Genomic DNA, 20,562 nt, shown 5'->3' on the forward strand with positions numbered 1-20,562 from the left:
CCAGGAAGAAAGGGGCGATGCGCCGCCGGCGTCCCGAAGGGCCGACGGCGCACCGCCTGGTAGGGGGCGGGATCTCAGCGAGACCCCGTGCGGAGAGGGGTCACTTGTCGTCGTCGAACGCGTCCTTGACGCCTTCCTTGACCTCGTCACCGGCCTGCTTCACGTTGGCCTTCGCCTGGTCGAGCTTGCCCTCGGCCTGAAGGCTCTCGTTGTCGGTCGCGTCGCCGATGCCCTCCTTGGCCTTGCCGACCATCTCCTCCGCCTTGTGCTTGGCCTTGTCCATGCTTCCCACAGCGCTCTCCCTTCGTTACGGGACGGTGTGCCGCCCCTCGATGAGTGGAATGCCACTGTGCCACCGAGCAGGGCGACGGGCGACGGGATTGACAGCCGGGCGGCGGGCAGGGTAGCGGGAACGGGCCGCGAGCGGGGCGGAGGCGGACCGTGGAGCGGCCATGGTGACGGAGGCGGCCCGGCGGGGCGGGCGATGAACGGATGCCGTGAGCGCTGTCGCGGTTTCGGGGGAGACGGTGCCTCGCTGTGCGTCCGTCTCCTCCCGAACCTGCGATCCCCCTGAGAAACCCTTCGCCACTCCCCCAGGTGAGAGTTCCCTCCCGTATGGTGAAGGGGCATGCCTCGGGAGATCGATCGCCGCCGTCGTATCCCCAGCGACGGAGCGGCTATCCCCAGTGCCTCGACGATCCCTGCATGCAGTGGCCCTTCCGACTAGACGGTATGTAGTAGCCCTCTTTTGGTGAGGGGGTCGCGGGACGGGGCCTCACTCGCAAAGCTCGTGGGTTACCGGGTGGAGGTGGTCCGCCCGGCCTATCCGACAGTTGTGGGAGGCCCCGTGTTTACTGAGCGTACGAGTGTTGGGCTCGACGTGCACGCCCGTTCCGTCGCGGCAGCGGCGATCGATGGTGTGACAGGCGAGCTAATCCAGGCGAAGTTGCCGCCGGGCAATGATCGAATCGTTGAGTGGGTGCGCGGGCTTCCCGGTCCGGTCGCGGTGGCGTATGAGGCCGGCCCGACGGGGTTCGGGCTGCACCGGTCGCTGATGTCGGCAGGTGTTCGGTGCGTGGTCGCGGCGCCGTCAAAGTTGCAGCGTCCGTCGGGGGATCGGGTGAAGACCGATGCGAAGGACGCGGTGCATCTGGCGAGACTGCTGCGGCTGGACGAGATCACCGCGGTTTCGGTGCCGTCCGCCGATCAGGAAGCCGCACGCGATCTGGTGCGCGCACGCGAGGACTGTCGTGGCGATCTGATGCGCGCGAGGCATCGGCTCAGCAAACTGCTGCTGCGACACGGGATCGTCTATGACGATGGTGCCGCGTGGACGGCCAAGCACGACCGGTGGCTGCTCCAGCAGCACTTGGTCGGTGCCGCGTCGCGGGCGGCGTTCGATGCGGAGTACGAGACGGTGCTGCAGATCAAGGCACGCCGGGATCGGCTCGACCGGGCGATCGAGCAGCTCGCCGCCGACAGCGAGTTCACCCCGGTCGTGCGCAGGCTCGGGTGTCTGCGTGGAGTGAGCACGCTGACGGCGTTTGCTCTGGCCGTGGAGATCGGCGACTGGGACAGGTTCACCGGCAACAGCATCGGATCGTTCGTCGGACTCGTGCCCAGTGAGTTCTCGTCCGGGCAATCCCGGGTGCAGGGGCCCATCACCAAGACCGGCAACGGCCATGCCCGTCGGCTGCTCGTCGAATCCGCCTGGCATCATCGTCCGCGCTATCACGTCGGCGCTGTCATGCACGGGCGTTGGGAACAAGCCTCCGCCGCAGCTCGTGCCCGCGGTGACCTCGGGAACAGGCGCCTCCACGACCGGTGGGTCAGGTTCATCGAACGACGCAAACGACCCACGATCGCGAACGTCGCCGTCGCGAGAGAACTCGCCGGCTGGTGCTGGTCCCTGGCAGTGATGAACGACTGATCCCTCGAGCTGCTTCGCGATCTCAACGGCCGGTGGCAGCGCGAGGAGCGACCCGCGAAACACCTATGAGCAGCTCGGCATCATGCGGGCGACGCTCGTTCCTAGACACGCGGTCCCGCTCCTGCCGAAGAACCGTCCTGCGGTAACCAACCCGCGAATATCAGACTGACCGCGCGTCGCAACGACACGCTCACCCGCCAGCCCGACCACGAAGCAAGAGGCGCCGCCCGGGGCAATCCCGGACGGCGCCTCGCCATGCCCTCTTGACAACAAGGCACTACATATCAGGTGTTCTTCCCCGTGAGGTTGTGAACGCGTTCGGCGGGGGTGGAGCCTCCGAGCCCGGTGTGGGGTCTGTGGTGATTGTAGTGATGGAGCCAGTCGTCGTGAGCGGTTGCAACTGTCGCGCGTCAGACTTTGTGGCAGGACCATTGATTGAGTCCTGAGCGGAGAGTTCGACATGGGAAGACCACCTGTGATCCCGGTGGAGAAGAAGACGAGGATCGTGCTGAGCATCCTCGCCGGCGAGATGACGATCGCCGAGGCGGCCAGGCGCGAGAAGGTCAGCGAGCAGTCGATCGGCCGGTGGAAGGCGGACTTCCTCGAGGCCGGGAAGACGAGTCTCGCGGCGGGCAAGAACGGGCCCTCGACCCGGGAGCAGCAGCTCGAGGCGGAGGTCGCGGAGCTGACCCAGGCGCTCGGTGAGGCGGCGGTCGAGATCCGGGTATGGAAGAAGTCCGCGGAGGGACGCTTGGGCCCTTCGAGGACCTCGAGGTGATCCGCGTCGAGGCGGGCATGTCGACCGCGAGGTTCTGCAAGCTGATCGACATGCCCGAACGCACCTGGCGACGCTGGCAGGCCAAGGCGCGGCAGGAACAGCCGCCGAAGGGGGCCGCGGCCGCAGCCGGCGAGGGATGCCGCTCGGCCGCTGGTGGTGAAGCATGCGTTGGCGAAGCCGGCGTGGGGTCACCGGAAGATCTGGGCGATGACGCGGCACGACGGGCCCAAGGTGTCGCAGGCGACGGTGCTGCGGCTGCTGCGTGACGACGGGCTGATCCTGCCGTCGGAGTACCAGAAGCAGCGTCGGGAGTTGGCGAAGGACCGGAAGGCAGCGTTCGCTCGCAACCCGACCGGACCGAACCAGGTGTGGCAGCTGGACTTCAGCGAGTTCGAGACCACCCAGGGCGGGACCTGGCGGATCGCGGGGTGTCGGGACTGGTTCTCGAAGCTCGAGTACCCGTTCCATGTGTCGCCGACGGCGAACCAGTACGACGCGATCGCCGCGATCGATCTCGCCTTGGCCGAGGACGAGCGTCTGTTCGGGCACCCGCTCGTCGACGAGTGTGAGGTCGATGCGGACACCGGGGAGCTGCTGCCGGTCCTCACCATCGTCACGGACAATGGCGGCCCGTTCCGGTCGTTGAACTTCGAGTTGTTCATCATGCGTCACCCCGAGCTTCGGCATGTCCGCACCCGGGTGAAGTCGCCAGGCCAGAACGGGTCACGCGAACGCGGGTTCGGGACGCTGAAGTACGAGCGGCTGTTCCTCGACGAGATCCCGGACGCCTTGACGCTCATCGAGCGGGCCGAGGACTACCGAGTCGAGTACAACACCGAGCGCCCTCATGAGGCGATCGCCTGGAACCGGCCACTGGAGGTGCACCTCGGCCTGGCCGACCCCACCACCCCCACCTTTGAAACAGAAGAAATCCTGCCAACTACTTGACGCGGGACATCGCGACTGTGGTCCATACTTGCCGCATGGGGTTCATCAGGTGGCTGGGGCTAGTTGGGGTACTCTGGCTGACGCTGTGGTTGACGCTCGAAGTGTGGAAGTTGGACGCGATTCTCGCGAGCGTGCTCACCATCGTGACCACAGGGGGCTACTTGATGTGGCTTAGCAAGCGCGATGAGCGCGGCTTGCGCTAAGGGATGGGGAATACATGGCCAAGGTCAGCAAGAAGCGCCTGAAGCAGAAGACTGGCAAGAGTAACGCCTTCGGTGGGTATGAGAAGGTCAAGCACAAGGACGGCTCCTTCTCGATGAAGAAGACCAAGAAGAAGTAGCGTCCAACCTGGCCGTGTCGGGCGGCTTGCGAACGCGCGGCGCACGGCTGACTCAGTACGTCGGCGACCTGTGCGCCGGAAGCCATCAGGCGACGACGACCAGCCGGGATGTGAGGCGACGCTGTGCCTTGGCCACACCGTTGACGGTCCACGGCAGGCCGGTAGCCGTGGTGTGCCCCTCGGCATTCAGCGCGGCAGCCGTCGCGGCGAGCGTGCCCGTGCGGCGCAGCGCCAGCAGCCGCTCACCGGTCGCCTCGGGCAGCACCGACACGCGCCCCATGTGACGGCCTGCCCGCTTGGCTGCCTGCATCGCGGCGCTGGTGCGCTCACCGATCACGCGGCGCTCCCACTGGGCTACGGACATCATCACGTTGGCCACAAGCTCGCCGGTCGGGGTGCTGGTGTCCACTCCCAGGTCGATAGCGACCAGCGCCCAGCAGCGCGAGCGGGCCAGTTCCAGCACGCGGGCGAAGTCGGCCACGCTACGGCTCAGGCGGTCCAGCTTGGCGACCACAATGCCGTCAACGTCGCGGCGCTTGGGGCTGGTGTCCAGCCGGTCGAGCGCGGCCTGTAGCTGAGGGCGGGCGAGCGACTTGGCGCTGAGGCCCGCGTCCTCGTACCAGAGCATGTCCCAGCCGTGCGCGTCTGCGTAGCGCTGGATGGTGTCGCGCTGGGCATCAAGCCCGAGGCCGCTGCTGGCCTGTTCCTCGGTGGACACGCGCAGGTAACCGATCATGACGGTCATGCCGTCACCCCCCGCCACTTGCCACGGTTGGCAGTTCGGAGCCGGTGGCAGTTGGCGCACACGACCTCGCATTTCGCTATTTCGGCCCGTAGCTGCTCAATGGTGTACTTGGCCGGGTTGTGCACCATGTACGCCACGTTCGCCACCTTGTGCACGCCTGGTAGGTGATCAAGATCTACCTGGCACGGCTCGTAACGCTGCCCGCAGTCGCTGCACGGCTGGCGCTTTACGGCGTCCACAATGGCGCGGTGCTCAGCGTTCAGCCTGGACGACTTGCCAGCAGCGCGACGCTTCGTCCTGTGATCTCTACGGCACGGCTTGCACTGGCCATGCTGGCCTACGTTCTCAGGCGTCCGAGAGTGCCCGTTCTTGCACACGGTCTCCGGGTCAGCGGCGCGCACCGTGATGCCTCGCCGCTGGGCCGACGAAATGCCAGCAGACCGGCGCTGGGCACTGTAGATCCTCCGGCAGTGCAAGCAATGGCCGCTATTGCCCGTGTTCTCCGGTGATAGCGCGGACGATGATGCCAGGCGGATTCGACGAGCAGCCGACGGGCATGGCCGTTGCCGGTCTTGGTGATGGGCCCCTGCACCCGGGATTGCCCGGACGAGAACTCACTGGGCACGAGTCCGACGAACGATCCGATGCTGTTGCCGGTGAACCTGTCCCAGTCGCCGATCTCCACGGCCAGAGCAAACGCCGTCAGCGTGCTCACTCCACGCAGACACCCGAGCCTGCGCACGACCGGGGTGAACTCGCTGTCGGCGGCGAGCTGCTCGATCGCCCGGTCGAGCCGATCCCGGCGTGCCTTGATCTGCAGCACCGTCTCGTACTCCGCATCGAACGCCGCCCGCGACGCGGCACCGACCAAGTGCTGCTGGAGCAGCCACCGGTCGTGCTTGGCCGTCCACGCGGCACCATCGTCATAGACGATCCCGTGTCGCAGCAGCAGTTTGCTGAGCCGATGCCTCGCGCGCATCAGATCGCCACGACAGTCCTCGCGTGCGCGCACCAGATCGCGTGCGGCTTCCTGATCGGCGGACGGCACCGAAACCGCGGTAATCTCGTCCAGCCGCAGCAGTCTCGCCAGATGCACCGCGTCCTTCGCATCGGTCTTCACCCGATCCCCCGACGGACGCTGCAACTTTGACGGCGCCGCGACCACGCACCGAACACCTGCCGACATCAGCGACCGGTGCAGCCCGAACCCCGTCGGGCCGGCCTCATACGCCACCGCGACCGGACCGGGAAGCCCGCGCACCCACTCAACGATTCGATCATTGCCCGGCGGCAACTTCGCCTGGATTAGCTCGCCTGTCACACCATCGATCGCCGCTGCCGCGACGGAACGGGCGTGCACGTCGAGCCCAACACTCGTACGCTCAGTAAACACGGGGCCTCCCACAACTGTCGGATAGGCCGGGCGGACCACCTCCACCCGGTAACCCACGAGCTTTGCGAGTGAGGCCCCGTCCCGCGACCCCCTCACCAAAAGAGGGCTACTACATACCGTCTAGTCTTCCGGGGGCCTCTGGCACCATCATCGCACCGAAACTCGATTTTGTCCCCCAAATGGGGGACAAAATATTCAGATCTGTTGTACGCTGGTATCCGACGCACCCTCCGGTCGTCTTCCGGCCCCCATCGCTCCCCCCGCGGTGGGGGCCATCAACGTCCATCGGCGGATGCCGCGGGCCGCGCCCGGCCCGCCCCCGAGCATCGCACCGACGGGTAGCGACAGGCCTCTGCAACATTTGGATCACCTTCTGTCAACCCGTACCGCCGCATCCGTGCCCTGGGCTAGCGTTAGCACCAGTCGGCGCAGCCCGCGGCGGCTTGGCAATCAGCAGAACGGCAGTAAATGAGCACCCAGGGCACGGTCAAGTGGTTCAACTCGGAGAAGGGCTTCGGCTTCATCTCCCCCGACGACGGCGGCGACGACCTCTTCGCGCACTACACCGCCATCCAGGCATCCGGCTACCGCTCCCTTGAGGAGAACCAGCGCGTCGAGTTCGACGTCGCGCAGGGTCCCAAGGGCCTGCAGGCCGAGAACATCCGCCCCCTCTGAGGCGGGACTCACCGGACTCCCCGTTCCCGGACCATGTCGTCCGGGGCGGGGAGTTCGTGCGTCGAGGGCGCCCCGCGGGCGACGAGCGGGCTCGGCGTGTGCTGAGGGGGCCGGCCTCAGGCATCCGTCCGCCGCATGCCTTCGATGAGCGTGCGGAAAGACCCCTCCCACGCGTCGCCCACGGGCGCACCGCGCAGCTGCAGCGTCGCCAGCCCCTCGCACAGCGCATGGAAGGCGAAGGTGTGCGCGCGGAGGGCGGACGCGGGCGCGCCCTCGGGCAGCACCCGGGCGATCCGTGCGCGGAGCCGGGCGAGCGCCGAGCGCTGCAGCGGGCGGATCTCGGGCCACGCGGCCTCGGCGGGTTCGCTGTCGTGGAAGGCGACCCGGAAGAGCGCCGTGTGCTCAATCGCAAGGCGGCGGAAGACGAGGCCGGCGTTGACGAGGTCGGATGCCGGGTCCGCGGTCTCCGGAACGGCCGCGACCTCCTGCTCGAGGATGCGGAAGGCCCGGCCGGCGAGAGCGGCCAGCAGGTCGCGCTTGGACCCGAACGTGCTGTACACGGCGCGCGTGCTCGTGCCGGTCGCGCCCGCGAGCGCGCGGATCGAGAGCGCCTCGACACCCGAGGACTCGATCAGGCGCTCCGCCGCGTCGAGCAGGCGCAGAGCGGTCGCCTCGTCATGCATCCGTGGTCGCCCCATGCTTGACAGCATACCGAAACGGCGTTACGTTACGGTGTAACGATAGGCGTGCGGCGGCTGGGGAGCGGCGATGGACGGCGAGCGGCGGGGAGAGCCGGAGGGGCGTGCTCGCTTCCGGACGCTGCGCAGGGCGGCCTTCGCGAGCCGCGGCTTCCCGGCCGCCGAGCGGCTGATCACGGATGCACAAGGACGGCGGACGGCCGTCCTCGACCACGGCACTGGGCCGGCGGTGCTGCTGATCCACGGCGGCGTGGGGGTCACCGCCGAATGGGCGCCGATCGCGGGGCGGCTGTCGGGGCGCGTGCTCGTCGCGGACCGGCCGGGATTCGGCCTGTCGGATCCGAGGGATGTGCGGGTGCGCGGATTCCGGCGGGAGTCCGCGGAGTGGGTCGCGACGCTCCTCGATGCGCTCGAGCTCGACCGCGTCGACCTCGTCGCCGGGTCGATGGGCGGGTTCGTCGCCACGGCGTTCGCCACCGCGCATCCGGATCGGGTGCGCCGGCTCGTGCTCGGCGACCAGGACCGCCTGCTGCCGCCGTCCGCGGCGCAGGCGCTGGCGAGGCGGATGCCCGATGCCGAGGTGACGGTGGTCGCGGATGCCGGGCACATCCCGCATCTGGATCACCCGGAGGCCGTCGCGGCGGCGATCGCGGAGGCGCGGCGGTAGCGCGAGCGGGTCCGCGGCGCGACCGGGTCGGCGCCGGGGCCGTGTCAGGCGAGCAGCAGGCTGCGCAGCTGCTCGGGCGCGGCGGCGCGATGGACGGCGCCCGCTCCCTCACCGGCATCCCCGAAGCCCCACTCGGCGAAGATCACCGGGATGCCGTGCTCGGCGGCGCCGTCGATGTCGTGATGCCGATCGCCGATGAGCACCGGTGAGCTGACGTCGGCGCCGGCATCCGCGAGGCGCTCGAGGGCGCGGGCGACGACGAAGGACTTGCCGTCGCTGCGGCCCTCCGGGCCCGGGCGCGCCCCCGAGATCGCGGTGAAGGCGGCGAGCAGCTCATAGTGCTCGAGGATCGCGGCGACCTGGTTCTCGGGCTTGGTGCTCGCGGTGGCCTGCGGGATGCCGGCATCCGACACCGCGCGGATCACGTCCGCCACACCCGGGTACAGGGCCACGGATGCCGCGTATCCGTCGGCCGCGGCCAGGGCGCGGTACCGGCCCAGCGCCTCCTCGGCCTGTTCGGGCGTCATCCCGGCGTGGAGCTGGAACGACTCGAACATGGGCGGGCCGATCCACGCGGCGAGGGCCTCGGGCGCGGGCTCGGGCAGGCCGTACGAGGCGAACACCTGTCGCAGTCGGGGAAGGATGCCCGCGGATGCGTCGGCGATCGTGCCGTCGACGTCCCAGAGGATGCAGGAGTAGCGGGAGGCGGGCATGCCCTCCAGCCTACGGGTGCCGACTGCGCGCTCGCGCGCCGGCGGACACCCGGACCCTGAGCCTGTCGCCCGACCCCGAGCCCGTCGAAGGACCCTGAGCCTGTCGAAGGGTCCCGCCTCCTCCCTCAGAACAGCCGCGGAACGCCCGACTCGAGGCCCTTCATCTCCTCGTAGTCCAGCACCAGGCAGCGGATGCCGCGGTCCTCGGCCAGCACGCGCGCCTGCGGCTTGATCTCCTGCGCCGCGAAGACGCCCCGCACCGGGGCGAGGTGCGGATCCCGGCCGAGCAGTTCCAGGTAGCGGGTGAGCTGCTCGACGCCGTCGATGTCGCCCCGGCGCTTCACCTCGACCGCGATCGCCGCCCCCGCCGCATCCCGCACGAGCAGGTCCACGGGACCGATCGCGGTCGGGTACTCCCGGCGCACCAGGGTCGCCCCCTCGGCGACGAGCTCGACCTGTTCGGCGAGGAGGCGCTGCAGATCCGCCTCCACGCCGTCCTTCTGCAGCCCGGGGTCGATGCCGAGGTCGTGGTTCGAGTCGTGGATGACCTCGTAGATCTGCACGCGCAGGGCATCCCCGGTCTTCTTGTGCGTGACGCGCCACACCTCGACGACGCCGGCGCCGGCCTCCTCCTCCCCCGGCTCCTCGGTGGCGAGCGAGCACGGCGGGCTCATCCAGTTCAGCGGCTTGTAGCTGCCGCCGTCGGAGTGCACCAGCAGGCTGCCGTCGCCCTTGTGCACCAGCAGGCGCGTGGCCAGGGGCAGGTGGGCGTTGAGACGACCGGTGTAGTCGACGGAGCAGCGGGCGATGACGAGACGCACCCGTCGAGCCTACTTCGTCGCGCTCGCCGTCAGCTCGTCCGCAGGCAGCGGCCGGGCGGCGCCCGAGAACAGACCGGATGCCACGACGAGGCCCACCAGGATGAACAGGGTGTTCAGCAGGCCGATGTGCTCGCTGATGAAGCCCAGGACGGGCGGACCGCCGAGGAAGGCGATGTATCCGATCGTCGCGGCGGCGCTCACGCGCGCGGCGGCCTTCGCCGGATCGTCGGCGGCCGCGGACATCCCGATCGGGAATCCGAGCGACGCCCCGATGCCCCACAGCGCGGCGCCGACGAGCACGAGCGGCAGCGACGGTCCCAGGATGAAGAGCAGGATGCCGGCGGCCGCGGTCAGCGCGAGCGCGCGGAGCACGGGCACCCGGCCGAACCGGTCGACGACGGGGCCGCCGAAGAGGCGCACCACCGTCATGCCGACCGAGAAGACGGCGAGGGCGACGGCGCCCATGCCGGGCGCGGCGCCGTGACCCTCCTCCGCGCCGAGCGCGATCCAGTCGTTCGCGCCGCCCTCGGCGAAGGACATGCCGAGCATGACGACGCCGAGCGCGTAGGTGCGCGGCTCGCGCCAGGCCTCGAGCGCCACGTGCATCCGTTCCCGCCAATGCGGCTTCTCCTCGTCCACCGGGTCGAGCGCCGCCTCGCGGGCGGGGACTTGGAAGAAGCAGACGACGGCCGCGACCGCGATGACGACGCCGATGACGCCGGCGTGCGCGGCGACGTCGAGACCGACGGATGCCGCGAGGGCCCCCGCCCCGGCGCCGAGCACGGTGCCGAAGCTGAACAGGGCGTGGAAGACCGGCAGGATGGTCCGGCCCATCTGCTGCTCGATCGCGGTGGCCTCGACGTTCATCATCACGTCCACGCATCCGTTGCCGAAGCCGAACAGCGCCATGCCGAGCAGGACGACCGGCACCGAGCCGAACACGTTCGCGCCCAGGCCGATCAGGGCGATGCCCGCGGCGAACAACAGCATGCTCAGGAGCATGCCGCGGCGCGCGCCGGTGCGGGCCATCACGGCGGGGCTCAGGGAGATGCCGAGGATCGAGGCGACGCCCATCCCCAGCAGCAGCACGCCGACCTGCGCGTTGTCGAGGTCGAGCGCCTCCTTGATGCCGGGCACGCGGGAGGCCCAGGTCGCGATGGAGAGGCCGCTGGCGAGGAAGATCGCGAAGATCGCCAGGCGCCAGCGGACGAACTGGGAGCGGGTGAGCGTCGATTCCACTCCCCCACCCTATCGAATCGATTCGATCCGCGCAGCGACTCCGGGTTATCCTCGGGGTATGACGATCCAGCCGCGCCGGCCGACGATCGCCGACGTCGCCCGGGCGGCCGGGGTGTCGACGTCGACCGCCTCGGTGGTGTTCAGCGGCAAGGTGAACGTCGCCGAGGCGACCCGCCGACGGGTGCTCGACGCCGCCGCGGAGCTCGGCTATGCGGGGCCGGACCCGCGTGCGGCCTCGTTGCGCCGCGGACGCAGCGGGATCGTGGGCGTCGTGCTGTCCGCGCACCTGCGCCATGCGTTCCTCGACCCGGTCACCACGGCGATGATGGACGGGCTCACCGATGCGCTGACGGATGCCAGTGCGGGACTCCTCCTCCTGCGCGACGATCCGCAGGGCGACGATCCACCGCCGATCGCGGAGGCGCCGGTGGATGCGGTCGTGCTCATCGGATGCTCCGCGCGCACGCGCGCCGCGGTCGAGACCGTGCGGCAGCGCGGGCTGCCCGTGGTCGTCATCGAGGGCGCGGCGGGGGAGGGCGTGCCCCGGGTCACCCTGGACAACCGGGAGGCCAGCGCGGCCATCGCGCGGCATCTCCGCGACCTCGGGCATGAGCGGGTGGCGGAGATCACGCTGCCGATGGAGCCGGCGCGCGAGCGCGGACCGGTCACGCCGGCGCGCCTGCGCGCCGCGACCGTCGACGTCGCGCTCGACCGGCTCGCCGGGTTCCGCGAGGTGTTCCCGGACGCCCCGGTGGTCAGCGCCGCGGGGAACCTCATCGACGAGGGGATGATCGCCGCGCGAGCGCTGCTGACCGACGAGGCGGGGAAGCGGCTGCCGGATGCCGAACGGCCGACCGCGATCGTCGCGCAGAGCGACCTGCTGGCGGTCGGTGCGATGCGCGCCGCCGAGGATCTCGGCCTGCGGGTGCCGGAGGATCTCAGCGTCGTCGGCTTCGACGGGATCGCCGTCGACGGACTCGGTGACCAGCGGCTGACGACCATCGTGCAGCCCGCGATCGAGAAGGGGCGCGCCGCCGGCGCCCAGATCGCGCGGATGCTGGCCGGAGAGCCGGGGGAGTCGGTGCACTTCACCTGCCGTTTCCGCGAGGGGACGACGACGGCGCCGCCCGCGGGGCGGTGAGGGCGCGGGCGCTGGCGCCGCGTGCGCGCGCCGGGCGCGGGCCGGTCGCGCGGGGCGGTCGGCGGGAGCTTTCTGCATCGGAAACGCCCGTGTCCGGTGCGTTTCTCTCCCGCCGAGAGTGACGCGCTCCGCCGCCGGGAGGCTCCCACAGCCCCGGGGCGTTCCGCGGTGCGTTCTTCTCCCGGCGGCCGCAGCGTGTCCAGCCGTGAGGAGGTTCCCGCATCCGCGAGGCCGCCTTGCGGTGCGATTCTCTCCCGGCGAACCCGGCGATGGTCAGGAGCGCTGGGGGCCGAGGGGGAGCGGATACGAGGCGTAGTCGAGGATGCGGTAGCGGCCGCATTCGATGACGCGGTCCGGCACGGCGCCAGGCGGGGGAAGGTCCCACGGGACGGTCTGCGCGTCCTCAACAAGGAACGTCACCTCGCCGACGGCGAAGTCGGTGCGGTTGACGAGCCATGCGTAACCGCGCAGCCGGTGGTCGACCTGCACGAGCCGTGAGGGCTCGGCGAGATGCAGCTTCGGCAGGCGCACAGTCCAGAACTGGCCGGCGCCCGTGCGGCCGGAGCCGTCCACCCAGTCGGTGACGCACGTGAGATCGGGATCGGGCCGTCCGGCGGCGGCGCCGATGGTCGGGATGCCGATCACGACGCCGGCTGCAAGTGCGACGGCGGCGACGGACGCCGCCGCCCGCCGAACAAGCCGGGGCGACGGCAGAGCGGTCGGCCGGGCGACAAGACCCAGCACCGGAGCGAAGGCGATCGGTGCGAGATAGCGGGCTGCGTGCGTACCCAGCGCGATCGCCCCCAGGACGACCAGTGCCGGCGCGAGCCAGCCGTAGAGCGCAATCACACCTGAGCCGTCGCCGGCGCGGATGCTGCGAACAACGCACAGCGCGATGAGCGCCGCCGTGAGGACCGCAGCCGCCAAACCGTGCGGTGACGCCAGACGCTCGATCCCCAGCGCGGCGTAGTGGCTCATGGACTCCTGCCAGAGCGCCGGCTGTGCGTATCCGGTCCCGCTGTTCGCGATCCATTCCGACAGCGGTATGCGGCCGATCATCCCGCCTGCGGCACCGGCGAGAAGCGCACCGACTCCGGACAGCGAAGGCACTCGCTGGTCGTCACGCACGGCCCGGACGGCGAGGATCACGACGAGCGGAGCGACGGCCCAGGCGACGAAGAGCGGGTTGGAGACGGTCGAGACAACGGTGGTGACACCGAGCGCGAACGTCGTGCCGAGCAGCACTCTGCGCGACGTCGTGTCGAGAAGGCGGCGCACGAGGCCCACCGCCATGACGGCGCCGATCACCGTCGCGGAGTAGTACGTCGTCGTCAACAGCAGCGATGCCGGCTCGAGAGCATCGCGGGAAGCGGACGTCTCGGATGCGGCGAGCATGCCGAAGGCCCCGAGGGCGATAAGCGACCACGCGACGGGCGACCGGCCAGGCTCGCGCCGCCCGGCAGCCAGCCGGGTCGCTCCGTACAGCGCGACCATGTTCACGACCGCGTTCACGGCGAGCAGCGCATCGACATCGAGGAAGGGCAGGCCCGCCTTCAGCACGAGGAAGCATGCGGCTTCCGGAATGAACAGGACGCTCGAAAAGGCCCAGTCCTGCGGATCGCCCTCGAGCATCGAGCGGACGAGCAGCGCGACCGCCAGGGAGTCCCCATCGCGGAACAGCAGCTCGCCGCGGGGCGAGGCCGCGACGACCGCCGTGACGGCGATCGCGATCCCCGTCGCCGCGAGCAAGCCGACGAGCTCGCGGAGGGACGTGCGGGTCATGGCACTACTGTCGCACGCCCGTTGCCTGGCACTGGCGGGTCCGGTGCGGTGGGGTGCGCGGCGGGGCGGACGCTTCGACAGGCTCAGCGTCCGTGGACGGGCTCCGCGTCCGACGGTGCGACCGGCCGGCGCGGCGCGCGAAGGCCGGCGGAGTGCGGGCCGGGAGGGCGGGGGAGACCGCCCGATAGGATGGGGAACACCGCCCGCCGCGCCGAGAGGCCCCGAAGCGCCAGAGGAGCTGCTTATGCCGTTGCTCCTCGCCGTGTTCCTCGCAGGGGCGCTCGTCCTTCCTGCACTGGTCCGCTGGCTGGGAGCCCAGGCCTTCGCGATCGGCGCGCTCGTCCCCGCCGCCGCCTTCGTGCACGCGCTCACCCGCACACCCGACGTCCTCGACCCCGAGCGCGTGCCGTTCTTCAGCTACGACTGGATCCCCCAGCTCGGCCTGCACCTCTCCCTGCGCATGGACGTGCTCGGGTGGGTCCTCGCCCTGATCGTGACCGGCGTCGGCGCTCTGGTGCTGCTGTATTGCCGCTGGTACTTCCACGACGACGCATCCAGGGTGGCGCCCTTCGCCGGCGTGCTGCTCGGATTCGCCGGCGCGATGTACGGGCTCGTGCTCACCGACGACCTGGTGATGCTCGTGATGTTCTGGGAGCTCACCAGCATCCTCTCCTACCTCCTGATCGGGCATTACCACCGCCGCGCCGCCAGCCGCCGCTCCGCGCTGCAGGCCCTGCTGATCACGACGCTCGGCGGACTCGTGATGTTCGTCGGCGTGATCCTTCTCGTCGTCGACACCGGCACCGCCAGCATCCGCGAACTGCTCGCGATGGCGCCGACCGGACCCATCGTCGATGCCGCGATCGTGATGCTGCTCGTCGGCGCCGTGAGCAAGTCGGCGCTGTTCCCGCTGCACTTCTGGCTCCCGGGAGCGATGGCTGCGCCCACGCCGGTGAGCGCGTACCTCCACGCCGCCGCCATGGTGAAGGCCGGCATCTACCTGATCGCCCGCTTCGCCCCGATCTTCGCCTTCGCCGCGCCGTGGCAGCCGATCGTGATCACGCTGGGGATCATCACCATGCTTCTCGGCGGCATCCAGGCCCTGCGCGAGACGGACCTGAAGCGCATCCTCGCCTTCGGCACCGTGAGCCAGCTCGGCTTCTTCGCGATCGTGTTGGGCTACGGCACGCCGGCGGCCGCGCTCGCCGGGCTGGCCCTCGTCATCGGGCACGCCCTGTTCAAGTCGGCGCTGTTCCTGATCGTCGGCATCATCGACCGCCAGCTCTCCACCCGCGACATCACCGAGCTCTGCGGCGTCGGCCGCCAGGCCCCGGTGATGGCCACGGCGGCGGTCCTCTCGGTCGCCTCGATGGTGGGCCTCGCGCCCACGATCGGATACGTCGCGAAGGAATCCACCCTCACGGCGCTCATCGACGAGACCCTGCACGGCTCGGCATGGGGCGCCGCGGCCCTCGCCGGCGTCGCCCTCGGATCGGTGCTGACGGCGGCGTACGGCGCCCGATTCCTGTGGGGCGCGTTCGCGCGGAAGACGGATGCCGGCGGCCGCGTGCCGGACACCGCCTGGCCCGACCCGCCGGTGGGGTTCCTCTCCGCGCCGATCGTGCTCGCGGGCGCCACCATCGCCCTCGGACTGGGCGTTCCCGCGGTGGACCGGGCGCTGCAGCCATACGCGCTCAGCCTGGCAGGAGGCGACGCTTCGACAGGCTCAGCGTCCGCGACGGGCTCAGCGTCCGCGACCGGCTCCGCGTCCGGCGAGCCGGGGCATCTGGCGCTCTGGCACGGCCTCGAGCCGGCGCTGTTCGTCTCGATCGCGGCGATCCTGCTCGGCGTCGGCCTGTGCGCACTCACGATCCGCACCGGATGGGACCGCCGTCGCCGGTTCATGCCGTTCACGGCATCCGATGCCTACTATGCCGTCGTCCGCGGCATCGACCGGCTCTCGGTGCTGACCACGACCTTCACCCAACGCGGCTCGCTGCCCCTCTACGTCGGCACGATCTTCATCGTGCTCGTGGCCGCCGAGGCGACGGCCCTCGTCGGGGGAGGGGCGCTCGGCGAGCATCGGCTCTCCGGCTGGCACACACCGGTGCAGCTCGTCGTCGCGCCGATCATGGCGGCGGCCGGCCTCTTCGCCGTGCGTGCCGAGAAGCGCTACACCGGTGTGGTCCTGGTGTCGGTCACCGGGCTGGGCATGGTGGTGCTCTTCGCCACGAGCGGCGCCCCCGACCTGGCCCTCACGCAGATCCTCGTCGAGACGATCACCCTGGTCGCCTTCGCGCTCGTGCTCCGGCGCCTGCCGTCGCGCATGGGCGAGCACAACGCCTCGGCCGGCCGGGTGCCGCGCGCCCTGCTCGCCGTCGGCGTCGGCGTCGTGATGGCGTTCGTCGCGATCGTGGCCACGCAGGCCCGGTTCGTCGACCCGATCTCCCTCGCCTACCCGGAGCTCGCCTACGAACTCGGCCACGGCAAGAACGTCGTCAACGTCGCACTCGTCGACCTGCGCGGCTGGGACACCATGGGCGAGCTGGGGGTGCTGGTGCTCGCAGCCACCGGCGTGGCATCCCTCGTCTTCGTCACCCACCGCGCCGACCTGCTCTCGGCCACCCGCGACCTGCCCGACACGAAGCGACGCTCCACCGCCCGCCGGCCGATGGTGGAGACCACCGAGGGCGTGCGCTTCCAGACCCCCGAGAACCGCGACGCACCGCGCGCCTGGCTCGTCGGCGGTCAGCAGGTCAAAGCCGCCAACCGTTCGATCCTGCTCGAGGTGATCGTCCGGATCCTGTTCCACACGATCATCGTGGTGTCGATCTACCTGCTCTTCGCCGGACACAACAGCCCCGGCGGAGGCTTCGCCGGCGGCCTCGTCGCCGGGATGGCGCTGGTGATGCGGTACGTCGCGGGCGGCCGCTGGGAGCTGGGCGCGGCGGCGCCGACGGATGCCGGGCGCCTGCTCGGCGCGGGCCTCGTCGTCGCCGCCGGCACGGCCGTACTGCCCCTGTTCTTCGGACTGGGGCCGCTGCAGAGCGCGGTGTGGGAGGCCGACGTTCCCGTGCTCGGCCACCTCGAACTGGTGTCGTCGACGCTCTTCGACGTGGGCGTGTACCTCGTCGTGATCGGCCTCGTGCTCGACGTGCTGCGCAGTCTCGGCGCCGAGGTCGACCGGCAGACGCAGGCCCTGCGCCACGGGCAGCGGAGAGGGGCGGATGCCTGATGGACGTCTCCCTGACCCTGATCCTCATCATGGCGGTGCTGTTCGCGTGCGGGGTCTACGCGATGATGGAGCGCAGTCTGACGCGTGTGCTGATCGGCTTCCTCCTGCTCGGGAACGCCACCAACCTGCTGCTGCTCATCGTGATGGGCGTGCCGGGCAGGGCGCCGTTCCACGGCGAGGACGCGCGGGTCAGCGATCCTCTGCCGCAGGCGCTCACCCTCACCGCGATCGTGATCACGTTCGCCGTGTCCGCCTTCCTGCTCGCCCTCATCTACCGCTCGTGGCAGCTCGGCCAGGCCGACACCGTCGCGGACGACGAGGCCGACCTCGCTCTGCGTGCCCGGACGGATGCCGAGGAGGACGTCATCGACGACGAGGCGGAGCTCATCGACGAGGACGCCACGACCGACTTCGTCGGTCTGGAGACGGTGCCGGTCACGGTGCGCGTCGCGACGCCCCTGCCGGTGGATCCGGATGCCGCGGGGGACGCTTCGGCAGGCCCGGCGCCCGGGGGCTCAGCGTCCGGGGGCTCCGCGTCCGGGGGCTCCGCGGGGGAGGCGCCGGCTCCGGCGGCATCCGCTCACGACGTCGCGCGGGACAAGCGCGACGAGACGAGCCGCCCCGACGACAGCGGCGAGGAGGGCCGCCCGTGACCGCCCTCGTGCCGCTGATCGTCACCCTGCCGCTGCTCGGCGCGGCCGTCACCCTCGTGTTCGGGCGCAACCCGCGTCTGCAGATGGTCGTCTCGGTGGGCACGCTCGCCGCGGTGTCGATCATCGCCGCGGTGCTGCTGGTCGCCGTCGATGCCGGGTCGCCGCTGGCGGTCTCGGTCGGCGGCTGGCCGGTGCCGTTCGGCATCGTGCTCTACGTCGACCGGTTCGCGGCGCTGCTCGTGCTCGTCTCCAGCATCGTCCTGCTCGCCGTGCTCCTGTTCTCGATCGGCCAGGGCGTCGCCGACGGCGTCGACGAGACCCCGATCTCGATCTTCAACCCGTCGTACCTGATCCTCGCCGCGGGCATCTTCGACGCGTTCATCGCGGGGGATCTGTTCAACCTCTACGTGGGCTTCGAGATCCTGCTCGTCGCCTCTTACGTGCTGATCACGCTGGGCAGCACGGAGTCCCGCATCCGCACCGGGGCCGTCTACATCGTCGTCTCGCTGGTGTCGTCGATCCTGTTCCTCGCCGCGATCGCGATGATCTACGGCGCCGTCGGCACGGTGAACATGGCGCAGCTCACCGAGCGCGTCGCCGCCCTGCCGCAGGAGACGCAGCTCGTGCTGCACCTGCTCCTGGTCGTCGCCTTCGGCATCAAGGCGGCCGTGTTCCCGGTGTCGTTCTGGCTGCCGGACTCGTACCCGACCGCGCCGGCCCCGGTCACGGCGGTGTTCGCGGGCCTGCTCACCAAGGTCGGCGTGTACGCGCTGATCCGCACCGAGACGCAGCTGTTCGCCGAGAACAGCATCGACACGCTGCTGCTGATCGTGGCGCTCGCCACGATGATCATCGGCGTCCTGGGCGCCGTCGCGCAGGCCGAGCTGAAGAGGATCCTCTCGTTCGCTCTCGTCAGCCACGTCGGCTACATGATCTTCGGTCTCGCGATCGTGACGCCGGATGCCATCGGCGCGACGGTCTACTACATCGTGCACCACATCGTCGTGCAGACGACCCTGTTCCTCGCGGTGGGGCTGGTCGAGCGACGGGCGGGCAGCACGTCGATCCTGCGGGTCAGCGGGCTGATGAAGGCGGCGCCGGTGCTGGCCGTGCTGTACTTCGTGCCGGCGATCAACCTGGGCGGACTGCCGCCGTTCTCCGGCTTCCTCGGCAAGGTCGGACTGTTCGAGGCGGCGGCCGGCGTGGGCACCCCGCTGATGATCGTGGTGATCTTCGGGGGCGTCGTCACCTCGCTGCTCACGCTGTACACCCTGATGCGCGCGTGGAACCTCGCGTTCTGGCGCGAAGAGGAGGAGGACGACGCCGACCTGAGCCGTGTCGCCCACCTGACCACGGCCCCCGCCGCCGACGAGCGGCAGGAGACGCGGCGGATCCCTGCGATCATGACCATCGCCACCGGCGGCATGGTCTCGGTGACGCTCGCGCTGACCGTGTTCGCGGGGCCGCTGTACGCTCTCTGCGACCGCATCGGCGGTGCGCTCCTGCAGCCGGTCAGCCTGGTGCAGCTCGAGGAGGAGGTGGGCGGATGAGCCCGGACGCCTCGACCCGCCGCATCCTGCGCGACATCGGCCTGCAGGTGCCGTTCCTGCTCTGGCTGGTGGCGCTGTGGATGCTGCTCTGGCAGCAGTTCACGCCGCTGGCGGTGGTGACCGGCCTGGTGGTGGCGGTGGTGGTCACCCGGGTCTTCCGGCTCCCGACGGTCGAGCTGGTCGGCCGGATCAACCTCTGGTACGCGGCGCTGTACGTGGTGCAGTTCCTCGCCGCGATCGTGATGGGGGCGCTGCGGGTGACCGCCCAGGTGCTCGATCTCGGTCGGCAGCCGGGCGCGGCGATCATCGCCGTGCCGCTGCGCTACGCCGACGACCTCGTGATGACGCACGTGGCCGTCACCTCCTCGCTGATCCCCGGATCGCTGGTCGTGGAGGCCGATCGCGACCGCCGCATCCTGTACCTGCACGTGATCGGGGTGCGCAGCCGCGAAGACGTCGACGACGTGCGCGAGGGCGTGCTGCGCTGGGAGAAGCGCATCGTGCGCGCCCTGGGGACGCCCGCCCAGTACCGGGCGCTGCGCGCCGACGAGCTCGGCACCGGCAAGCGGAAGGCCCGCCCATGAACATCCTGCTCACGGCGATCCTCGTCGTCTTCGGCGTCGCCGCCATCCTCACCGTCATCCGGATCGTCCGGGGCCCATCGATCCTCGACCGCGCCGTGGCATCCGACGTGCTGCTGACCGAAGTGATGTGCGTGCTCGGCGCCGAGATGGCGATCAACGGGCACACCCGCAACGTCCCGGTGCTGCTCATCATCGCCGCGGTCGGCGTGTTCGGATCCATCTCCGTCGCCCGCTACGTCGCCCGGAGGGATGTCACGACGCCATGACCCTGCTCGGACTCGAGATCCCCGACCCGCTGCTGGATGCGATCGTGCTCGGGCTGATCCTCGTCGGCGCGCTGCTGTGCCTATCGGCCGCGATCGGCCTGCTGCGCTTCCGCGACGTGCCCTCCCGGCTGCACGCCGCGACCAAACCGCAGGTGCTCGGGCTGCTGCTGATCTGCCTGGCGATCGCGCTCTCGCAGCGCAGCGTCGGCGGCATCCTGCTCGGCCTCGTCATCGTCGCCCCGGTGGTGCTGATGCAGTTCGCCACCGCACCGCTGTCGGCGCACATGGTCGGCCGCCAGGCGTACCGCAACGGCACCATCCACCAGCGCGGTCTCGTCGTCGACGAGTACGCCGAGTCGAAGCAGACGCCCCCGGCCGCCGGGTAGCAGGTCGCCGGCCGGAGC

Annotated in this window: 22 protein-coding genes and 1 pseudogene; 14 read left to right on the forward strand and 9 right to left on the reverse strand. The window is 70.4% G+C overall.

Going from position 1 to position 20,562, the window contains the following annotated elements; translation table 11 throughout:
- Positions 1–100 precede the first annotated feature (100 nt).
- Positions 101–283: a CsbD family protein gene (locus JRG78_RS00205; protein WP_432806422.1), complete on the reverse strand. Its 183-nt coding sequence runs from the start codon at positions 281–283 to the stop codon at positions 101–103.
- A gap of 564 nt (positions 284–847) precedes the next feature.
- Here JRG78_RS00205 and JRG78_RS00210 point away from each other — a divergent pair.
- Positions 848–1,930 carry an IS110 family transposase gene (locus JRG78_RS00210; protein WP_272653466.1) on the forward strand — a complete coding sequence of 361 codons (1,083 nt, stop codon included), beginning with the start codon at positions 848–850 and terminating at the stop codon, positions 1,928–1,930.
- A gap of 284 nt (positions 1,931–2,214) precedes the next feature.
- Here JRG78_RS00210 and JRG78_RS00215 read toward each other — a convergent pair.
- A pseudogene (locus tag JRG78_RS00215) lies at positions 2,215–2,322 on the reverse strand (integrase core domain-containing protein); the annotation flags it as partial.
- A 68-nt stretch (positions 2,323–2,390) separates the two neighbouring features.
- Here JRG78_RS00215 and JRG78_RS00220 point away from each other — a divergent pair.
- The 4 genes from JRG78_RS00220 to JRG78_RS00235 all read left to right on the forward strand — a co-directional run bounded on the left by JRG78_RS00220 (position 2,391) and on the right by JRG78_RS00235 (position 3,996).
- Positions 2,391–2,708 (forward strand): transposase, encoded by a 318-nt coding sequence (locus JRG78_RS00220; protein WP_022883238.1) that lies wholly within the window; start codon positions 2,391–2,393, stop codon positions 2,706–2,708.
- Positions 2,705–2,974 carry a hypothetical protein gene (locus tag JRG78_RS00225; protein ID WP_272653467.1) on the forward strand — a complete coding sequence of 90 codons (270 nt, stop codon included), beginning with the start codon at positions 2,705–2,707 and terminating at the stop codon, positions 2,972–2,974. Before JRG78_RS00220 ends, JRG78_RS00225 begins: the two co-directional genes overlap by 4 nt.
- A complete protein-coding gene (locus JRG78_RS00230) occupies positions 2,916–3,656 on the forward strand; it encodes an integrase core domain-containing protein (RefSeq protein ID WP_272653468.1) in 741 nt (246 codons plus the stop codon). The genes JRG78_RS00225 and JRG78_RS00230 overlap by 59 nt, the downstream gene beginning before the upstream one ends.
- A gap of 217 nt (positions 3,657–3,873) precedes the next feature.
- The gene (locus JRG78_RS00235) at positions 3,874–3,996 is read left to right on the forward strand and encodes a hypothetical protein (protein ID WP_272653469.1); all 123 of its coding nucleotides are present in this window, start codon (positions 3,874–3,876) and stop codon (positions 3,994–3,996) included.
- 85 nt (positions 3,997–4,081) lie between these two features.
- On the opposite strand, the gene JRG78_RS00240 is transcribed toward JRG78_RS00235, so the two are convergent.
- On the reverse strand, positions 4,082–4,741 hold the full coding sequence (locus JRG78_RS00240) for a recombinase family protein (protein WP_272653470.1): 660 nt from the start codon (positions 4,739–4,741) through the stop codon (positions 4,082–4,084).
- Between the two features lie 337 nt (positions 4,742–5,078).
- Complete coding sequence (locus tag JRG78_RS00245; RefSeq protein ID WP_272653471.1) at positions 5,079–6,134, reverse strand: IS110 family transposase; 1,056 nt, start codon at positions 6,132–6,134, stop codon at positions 5,079–5,081.
- Positions 6,135–6,602: 468 nt separating this feature from the next.
- Here JRG78_RS00245 and JRG78_RS00250 point away from each other — a divergent pair, with 468 nt between their 5' ends.
- Complete coding sequence (locus tag JRG78_RS00250) at positions 6,603–6,809, forward strand: cold-shock protein (protein ID WP_259607023.1); 207 nt, start codon at positions 6,603–6,605, stop codon at positions 6,807–6,809.
- A gap of 116 nt (positions 6,810–6,925) precedes the next feature.
- On the opposite strand, the gene JRG78_RS00255 is transcribed toward JRG78_RS00250, so the two are convergent.
- The gene (locus JRG78_RS00255; RefSeq protein WP_272653472.1) at positions 6,926–7,507 is read right to left on the reverse strand and encodes a TetR/AcrR family transcriptional regulator; all 582 of its coding nucleotides are present in this window, start codon (positions 7,505–7,507) and stop codon (positions 6,926–6,928) included.
- A 70-nt stretch (positions 7,508–7,577) separates the two neighbouring features.
- Between JRG78_RS00255 and JRG78_RS00260 the strand changes: the two genes are divergently transcribed.
- Complete coding sequence (locus tag JRG78_RS00260; RefSeq protein ID WP_272653473.1) at positions 7,578–8,174, forward strand: alpha/beta fold hydrolase; 597 nt, start codon at positions 7,578–7,580, stop codon at positions 8,172–8,174.
- Positions 8,175–8,218: 44 nt separating this feature from the next.
- Here JRG78_RS00260 and JRG78_RS00265 read toward each other — a convergent pair whose 3' ends face one another.
- The 3 genes from JRG78_RS00265 to JRG78_RS00275 form a co-directional block, all read right to left on the reverse strand.
- On the reverse strand, positions 8,219–8,887 hold the full coding sequence (locus JRG78_RS00265; RefSeq protein ID WP_259607026.1) for an HAD hydrolase-like protein: 669 nt from the start codon (positions 8,885–8,887) through the stop codon (positions 8,219–8,221).
- Positions 8,888–9,012: 125 nt separating this feature from the next.
- Positions 9,013–9,708 (reverse strand): endonuclease NucS, encoded by a 696-nt coding sequence (gene nucS, locus JRG78_RS00270; RefSeq protein WP_259607027.1) that lies wholly within the window; start codon positions 9,706–9,708, stop codon positions 9,013–9,015.
- A 9-nt stretch (positions 9,709–9,717) separates the two neighbouring features.
- The gene (locus JRG78_RS00275; RefSeq protein WP_272653474.1) at positions 9,718–10,947 is read right to left on the reverse strand and encodes an MFS transporter; all 1,230 of its coding nucleotides are present in this window, start codon (positions 10,945–10,947) and stop codon (positions 9,718–9,720) included.
- A gap of 58 nt (positions 10,948–11,005) precedes the next feature.
- Between JRG78_RS00275 and JRG78_RS00280 the strand changes: the two genes are divergently transcribed.
- On the forward strand, positions 11,006–12,088 hold the full coding sequence (locus JRG78_RS00280) for a LacI family DNA-binding transcriptional regulator (protein ID WP_272653475.1): 1,083 nt from the start codon (positions 11,006–11,008) through the stop codon (positions 12,086–12,088).
- A gap of 273 nt (positions 12,089–12,361) precedes the next feature.
- On the opposite strand, the gene JRG78_RS00285 is transcribed toward JRG78_RS00280, so the two are convergent.
- Positions 12,362–13,870, reverse strand: a complete 1,509-nt coding sequence (locus JRG78_RS00285; protein WP_272653476.1) for a hypothetical protein — start codon at positions 13,868–13,870, stop codon at positions 12,362–12,364.
- Between the two features lie 244 nt (positions 13,871–14,114).
- Between JRG78_RS00285 and JRG78_RS00290 the strand changes: the two genes are divergently transcribed.
- From JRG78_RS00290 to mnhG, 6 genes are read left to right on the forward strand one after another with little or no spacing between them, the layout of a single operon-like run.
- A complete protein-coding gene (locus JRG78_RS00290) occupies positions 14,115–17,105 on the forward strand; it encodes a Na+/H+ antiporter subunit A (RefSeq protein ID WP_272653477.1) in 2,991 nt (996 codons plus the stop codon).
- The gene (locus JRG78_RS00295; RefSeq protein WP_272653478.1) at positions 17,105–17,758 is read left to right on the forward strand and encodes an NADH-quinone oxidoreductase subunit K; all 654 of its coding nucleotides are present in this window, start codon (positions 17,105–17,107) and stop codon (positions 17,756–17,758) included. Before JRG78_RS00290 ends, JRG78_RS00295 begins: the two co-directional genes overlap by 1 nt.
- Positions 17,755–19,308, forward strand: a complete 1,554-nt coding sequence (locus JRG78_RS00300; protein ID WP_272653479.1) for a Na+/H+ antiporter subunit D — start codon at positions 17,755–17,757, stop codon at positions 19,306–19,308. Before JRG78_RS00295 ends, JRG78_RS00300 begins: the two co-directional genes overlap by 4 nt.
- Complete coding sequence (locus tag JRG78_RS00305) at positions 19,305–19,892, forward strand: Na+/H+ antiporter subunit E (RefSeq protein ID WP_259607034.1); 588 nt, start codon at positions 19,305–19,307, stop codon at positions 19,890–19,892. The genes JRG78_RS00300 and JRG78_RS00305 overlap by 4 nt, the downstream gene beginning before the upstream one ends.
- Positions 19,889–20,158: a monovalent cation/H+ antiporter complex subunit F gene (locus tag JRG78_RS00310; protein WP_259607035.1), complete on the forward strand. Its 270-nt coding sequence runs from the start codon at positions 19,889–19,891 to the stop codon at positions 20,156–20,158. The genes JRG78_RS00305 and JRG78_RS00310 overlap by 4 nt, the downstream gene beginning before the upstream one ends.
- Positions 20,155–20,544 (forward strand): monovalent cation/H(+) antiporter subunit G, encoded by a 390-nt coding sequence (mnhG, locus tag JRG78_RS00315; RefSeq protein ID WP_259607036.1) that lies wholly within the window; start codon positions 20,155–20,157, stop codon positions 20,542–20,544. Before JRG78_RS00310 ends, mnhG begins: the two co-directional genes overlap by 4 nt.
- Positions 20,545–20,562 lie beyond the last annotated feature (18 nt).

The organism is Microbacterium sp. EF45047, from assembly GCF_028472845.1.
GTDB classification, from domain to species: Bacteria; Actinomycetota; Actinomycetes; order Actinomycetales; family Microbacteriaceae; genus Microbacterium; species Microbacterium neungamense.

Coding starts and splice junctions, on each gene's coding strand:
- JRG78_RS00205 (WP_432806422.1), bottom strand. CDS start 283: ATGGACAAGGCCAAGCACAAGGCGGAGGAGATGGTCGGCAAGGCCAAG.
- JRG78_RS00220 (WP_022883238.1), top strand. CDS start 2,391: ATGGGAAGACCACCTGTGATCCCGGTGGAGAAGAAGACGAGGATCGTG.
- JRG78_RS00230 (WP_272653468.1), top strand. CDS start 2,916: ATGACGCGGCACGACGGGCCCAAGGTGTCGCAGGCGACGGTGCTGCGG.
- JRG78_RS00235 (WP_272653469.1), top strand. CDS start 3,874: ATGGCCAAGGTCAGCAAGAAGCGCCTGAAGCAGAAGACTGGCAAGAGT.
- JRG78_RS00240 (WP_272653470.1), bottom strand. CDS start 4,741: ATGACCGTCATGATCGGTTACCTGCGCGTGTCCACCGAGGAACAGGCC.
- JRG78_RS00250 (WP_259607023.1), top strand. CDS start 6,603: ATGAGCACCCAGGGCACGGTCAAGTGGTTCAACTCGGAGAAGGGCTTC.
- JRG78_RS00255 (WP_272653472.1), bottom strand. CDS start 7,507: ATGGGGCGACCACGGATGCATGACGAGGCGACCGCTCTGCGCCTGCTC.
- JRG78_RS00260 (WP_272653473.1), top strand. CDS start 7,578: ATGGACGGCGAGCGGCGGGGAGAGCCGGAGGGGCGTGCTCGCTTCCGG.
- JRG78_RS00265 (WP_259607026.1), bottom strand. CDS start 8,887: ATGCCCGCCTCCCGCTACTCCTGCATCCTCTGGGACGTCGACGGCACG.
- JRG78_RS00280 (WP_272653475.1), top strand. CDS start 11,006: ATGACGATCCAGCCGCGCCGGCCGACGATCGCCGACGTCGCCCGGGCG.
- JRG78_RS00285 (WP_272653476.1), bottom strand. CDS start 13,870: ATGACCCGCACGTCCCTCCGCGAGCTCGTCGGCTTGCTCGCGGCGACG.
- JRG78_RS00290 (WP_272653477.1), top strand. CDS start 14,115: ATGCCGTTGCTCCTCGCCGTGTTCCTCGCAGGGGCGCTCGTCCTTCCT.
- JRG78_RS00295 (WP_272653478.1), top strand. CDS start 17,105: ATGGACGTCTCCCTGACCCTGATCCTCATCATGGCGGTGCTGTTCGCG.
- JRG78_RS00305 (WP_259607034.1), top strand. CDS start 19,305: ATGAGCCCGGACGCCTCGACCCGCCGCATCCTGCGCGACATCGGCCTG.
- JRG78_RS00310 (WP_259607035.1), top strand. CDS start 19,889: ATGAACATCCTGCTCACGGCGATCCTCGTCGTCTTCGGCGTCGCCGCC.
- mnhG (WP_259607036.1), top strand. CDS start 20,155: ATGACCCTGCTCGGACTCGAGATCCCCGACCCGCTGCTGGATGCGATC.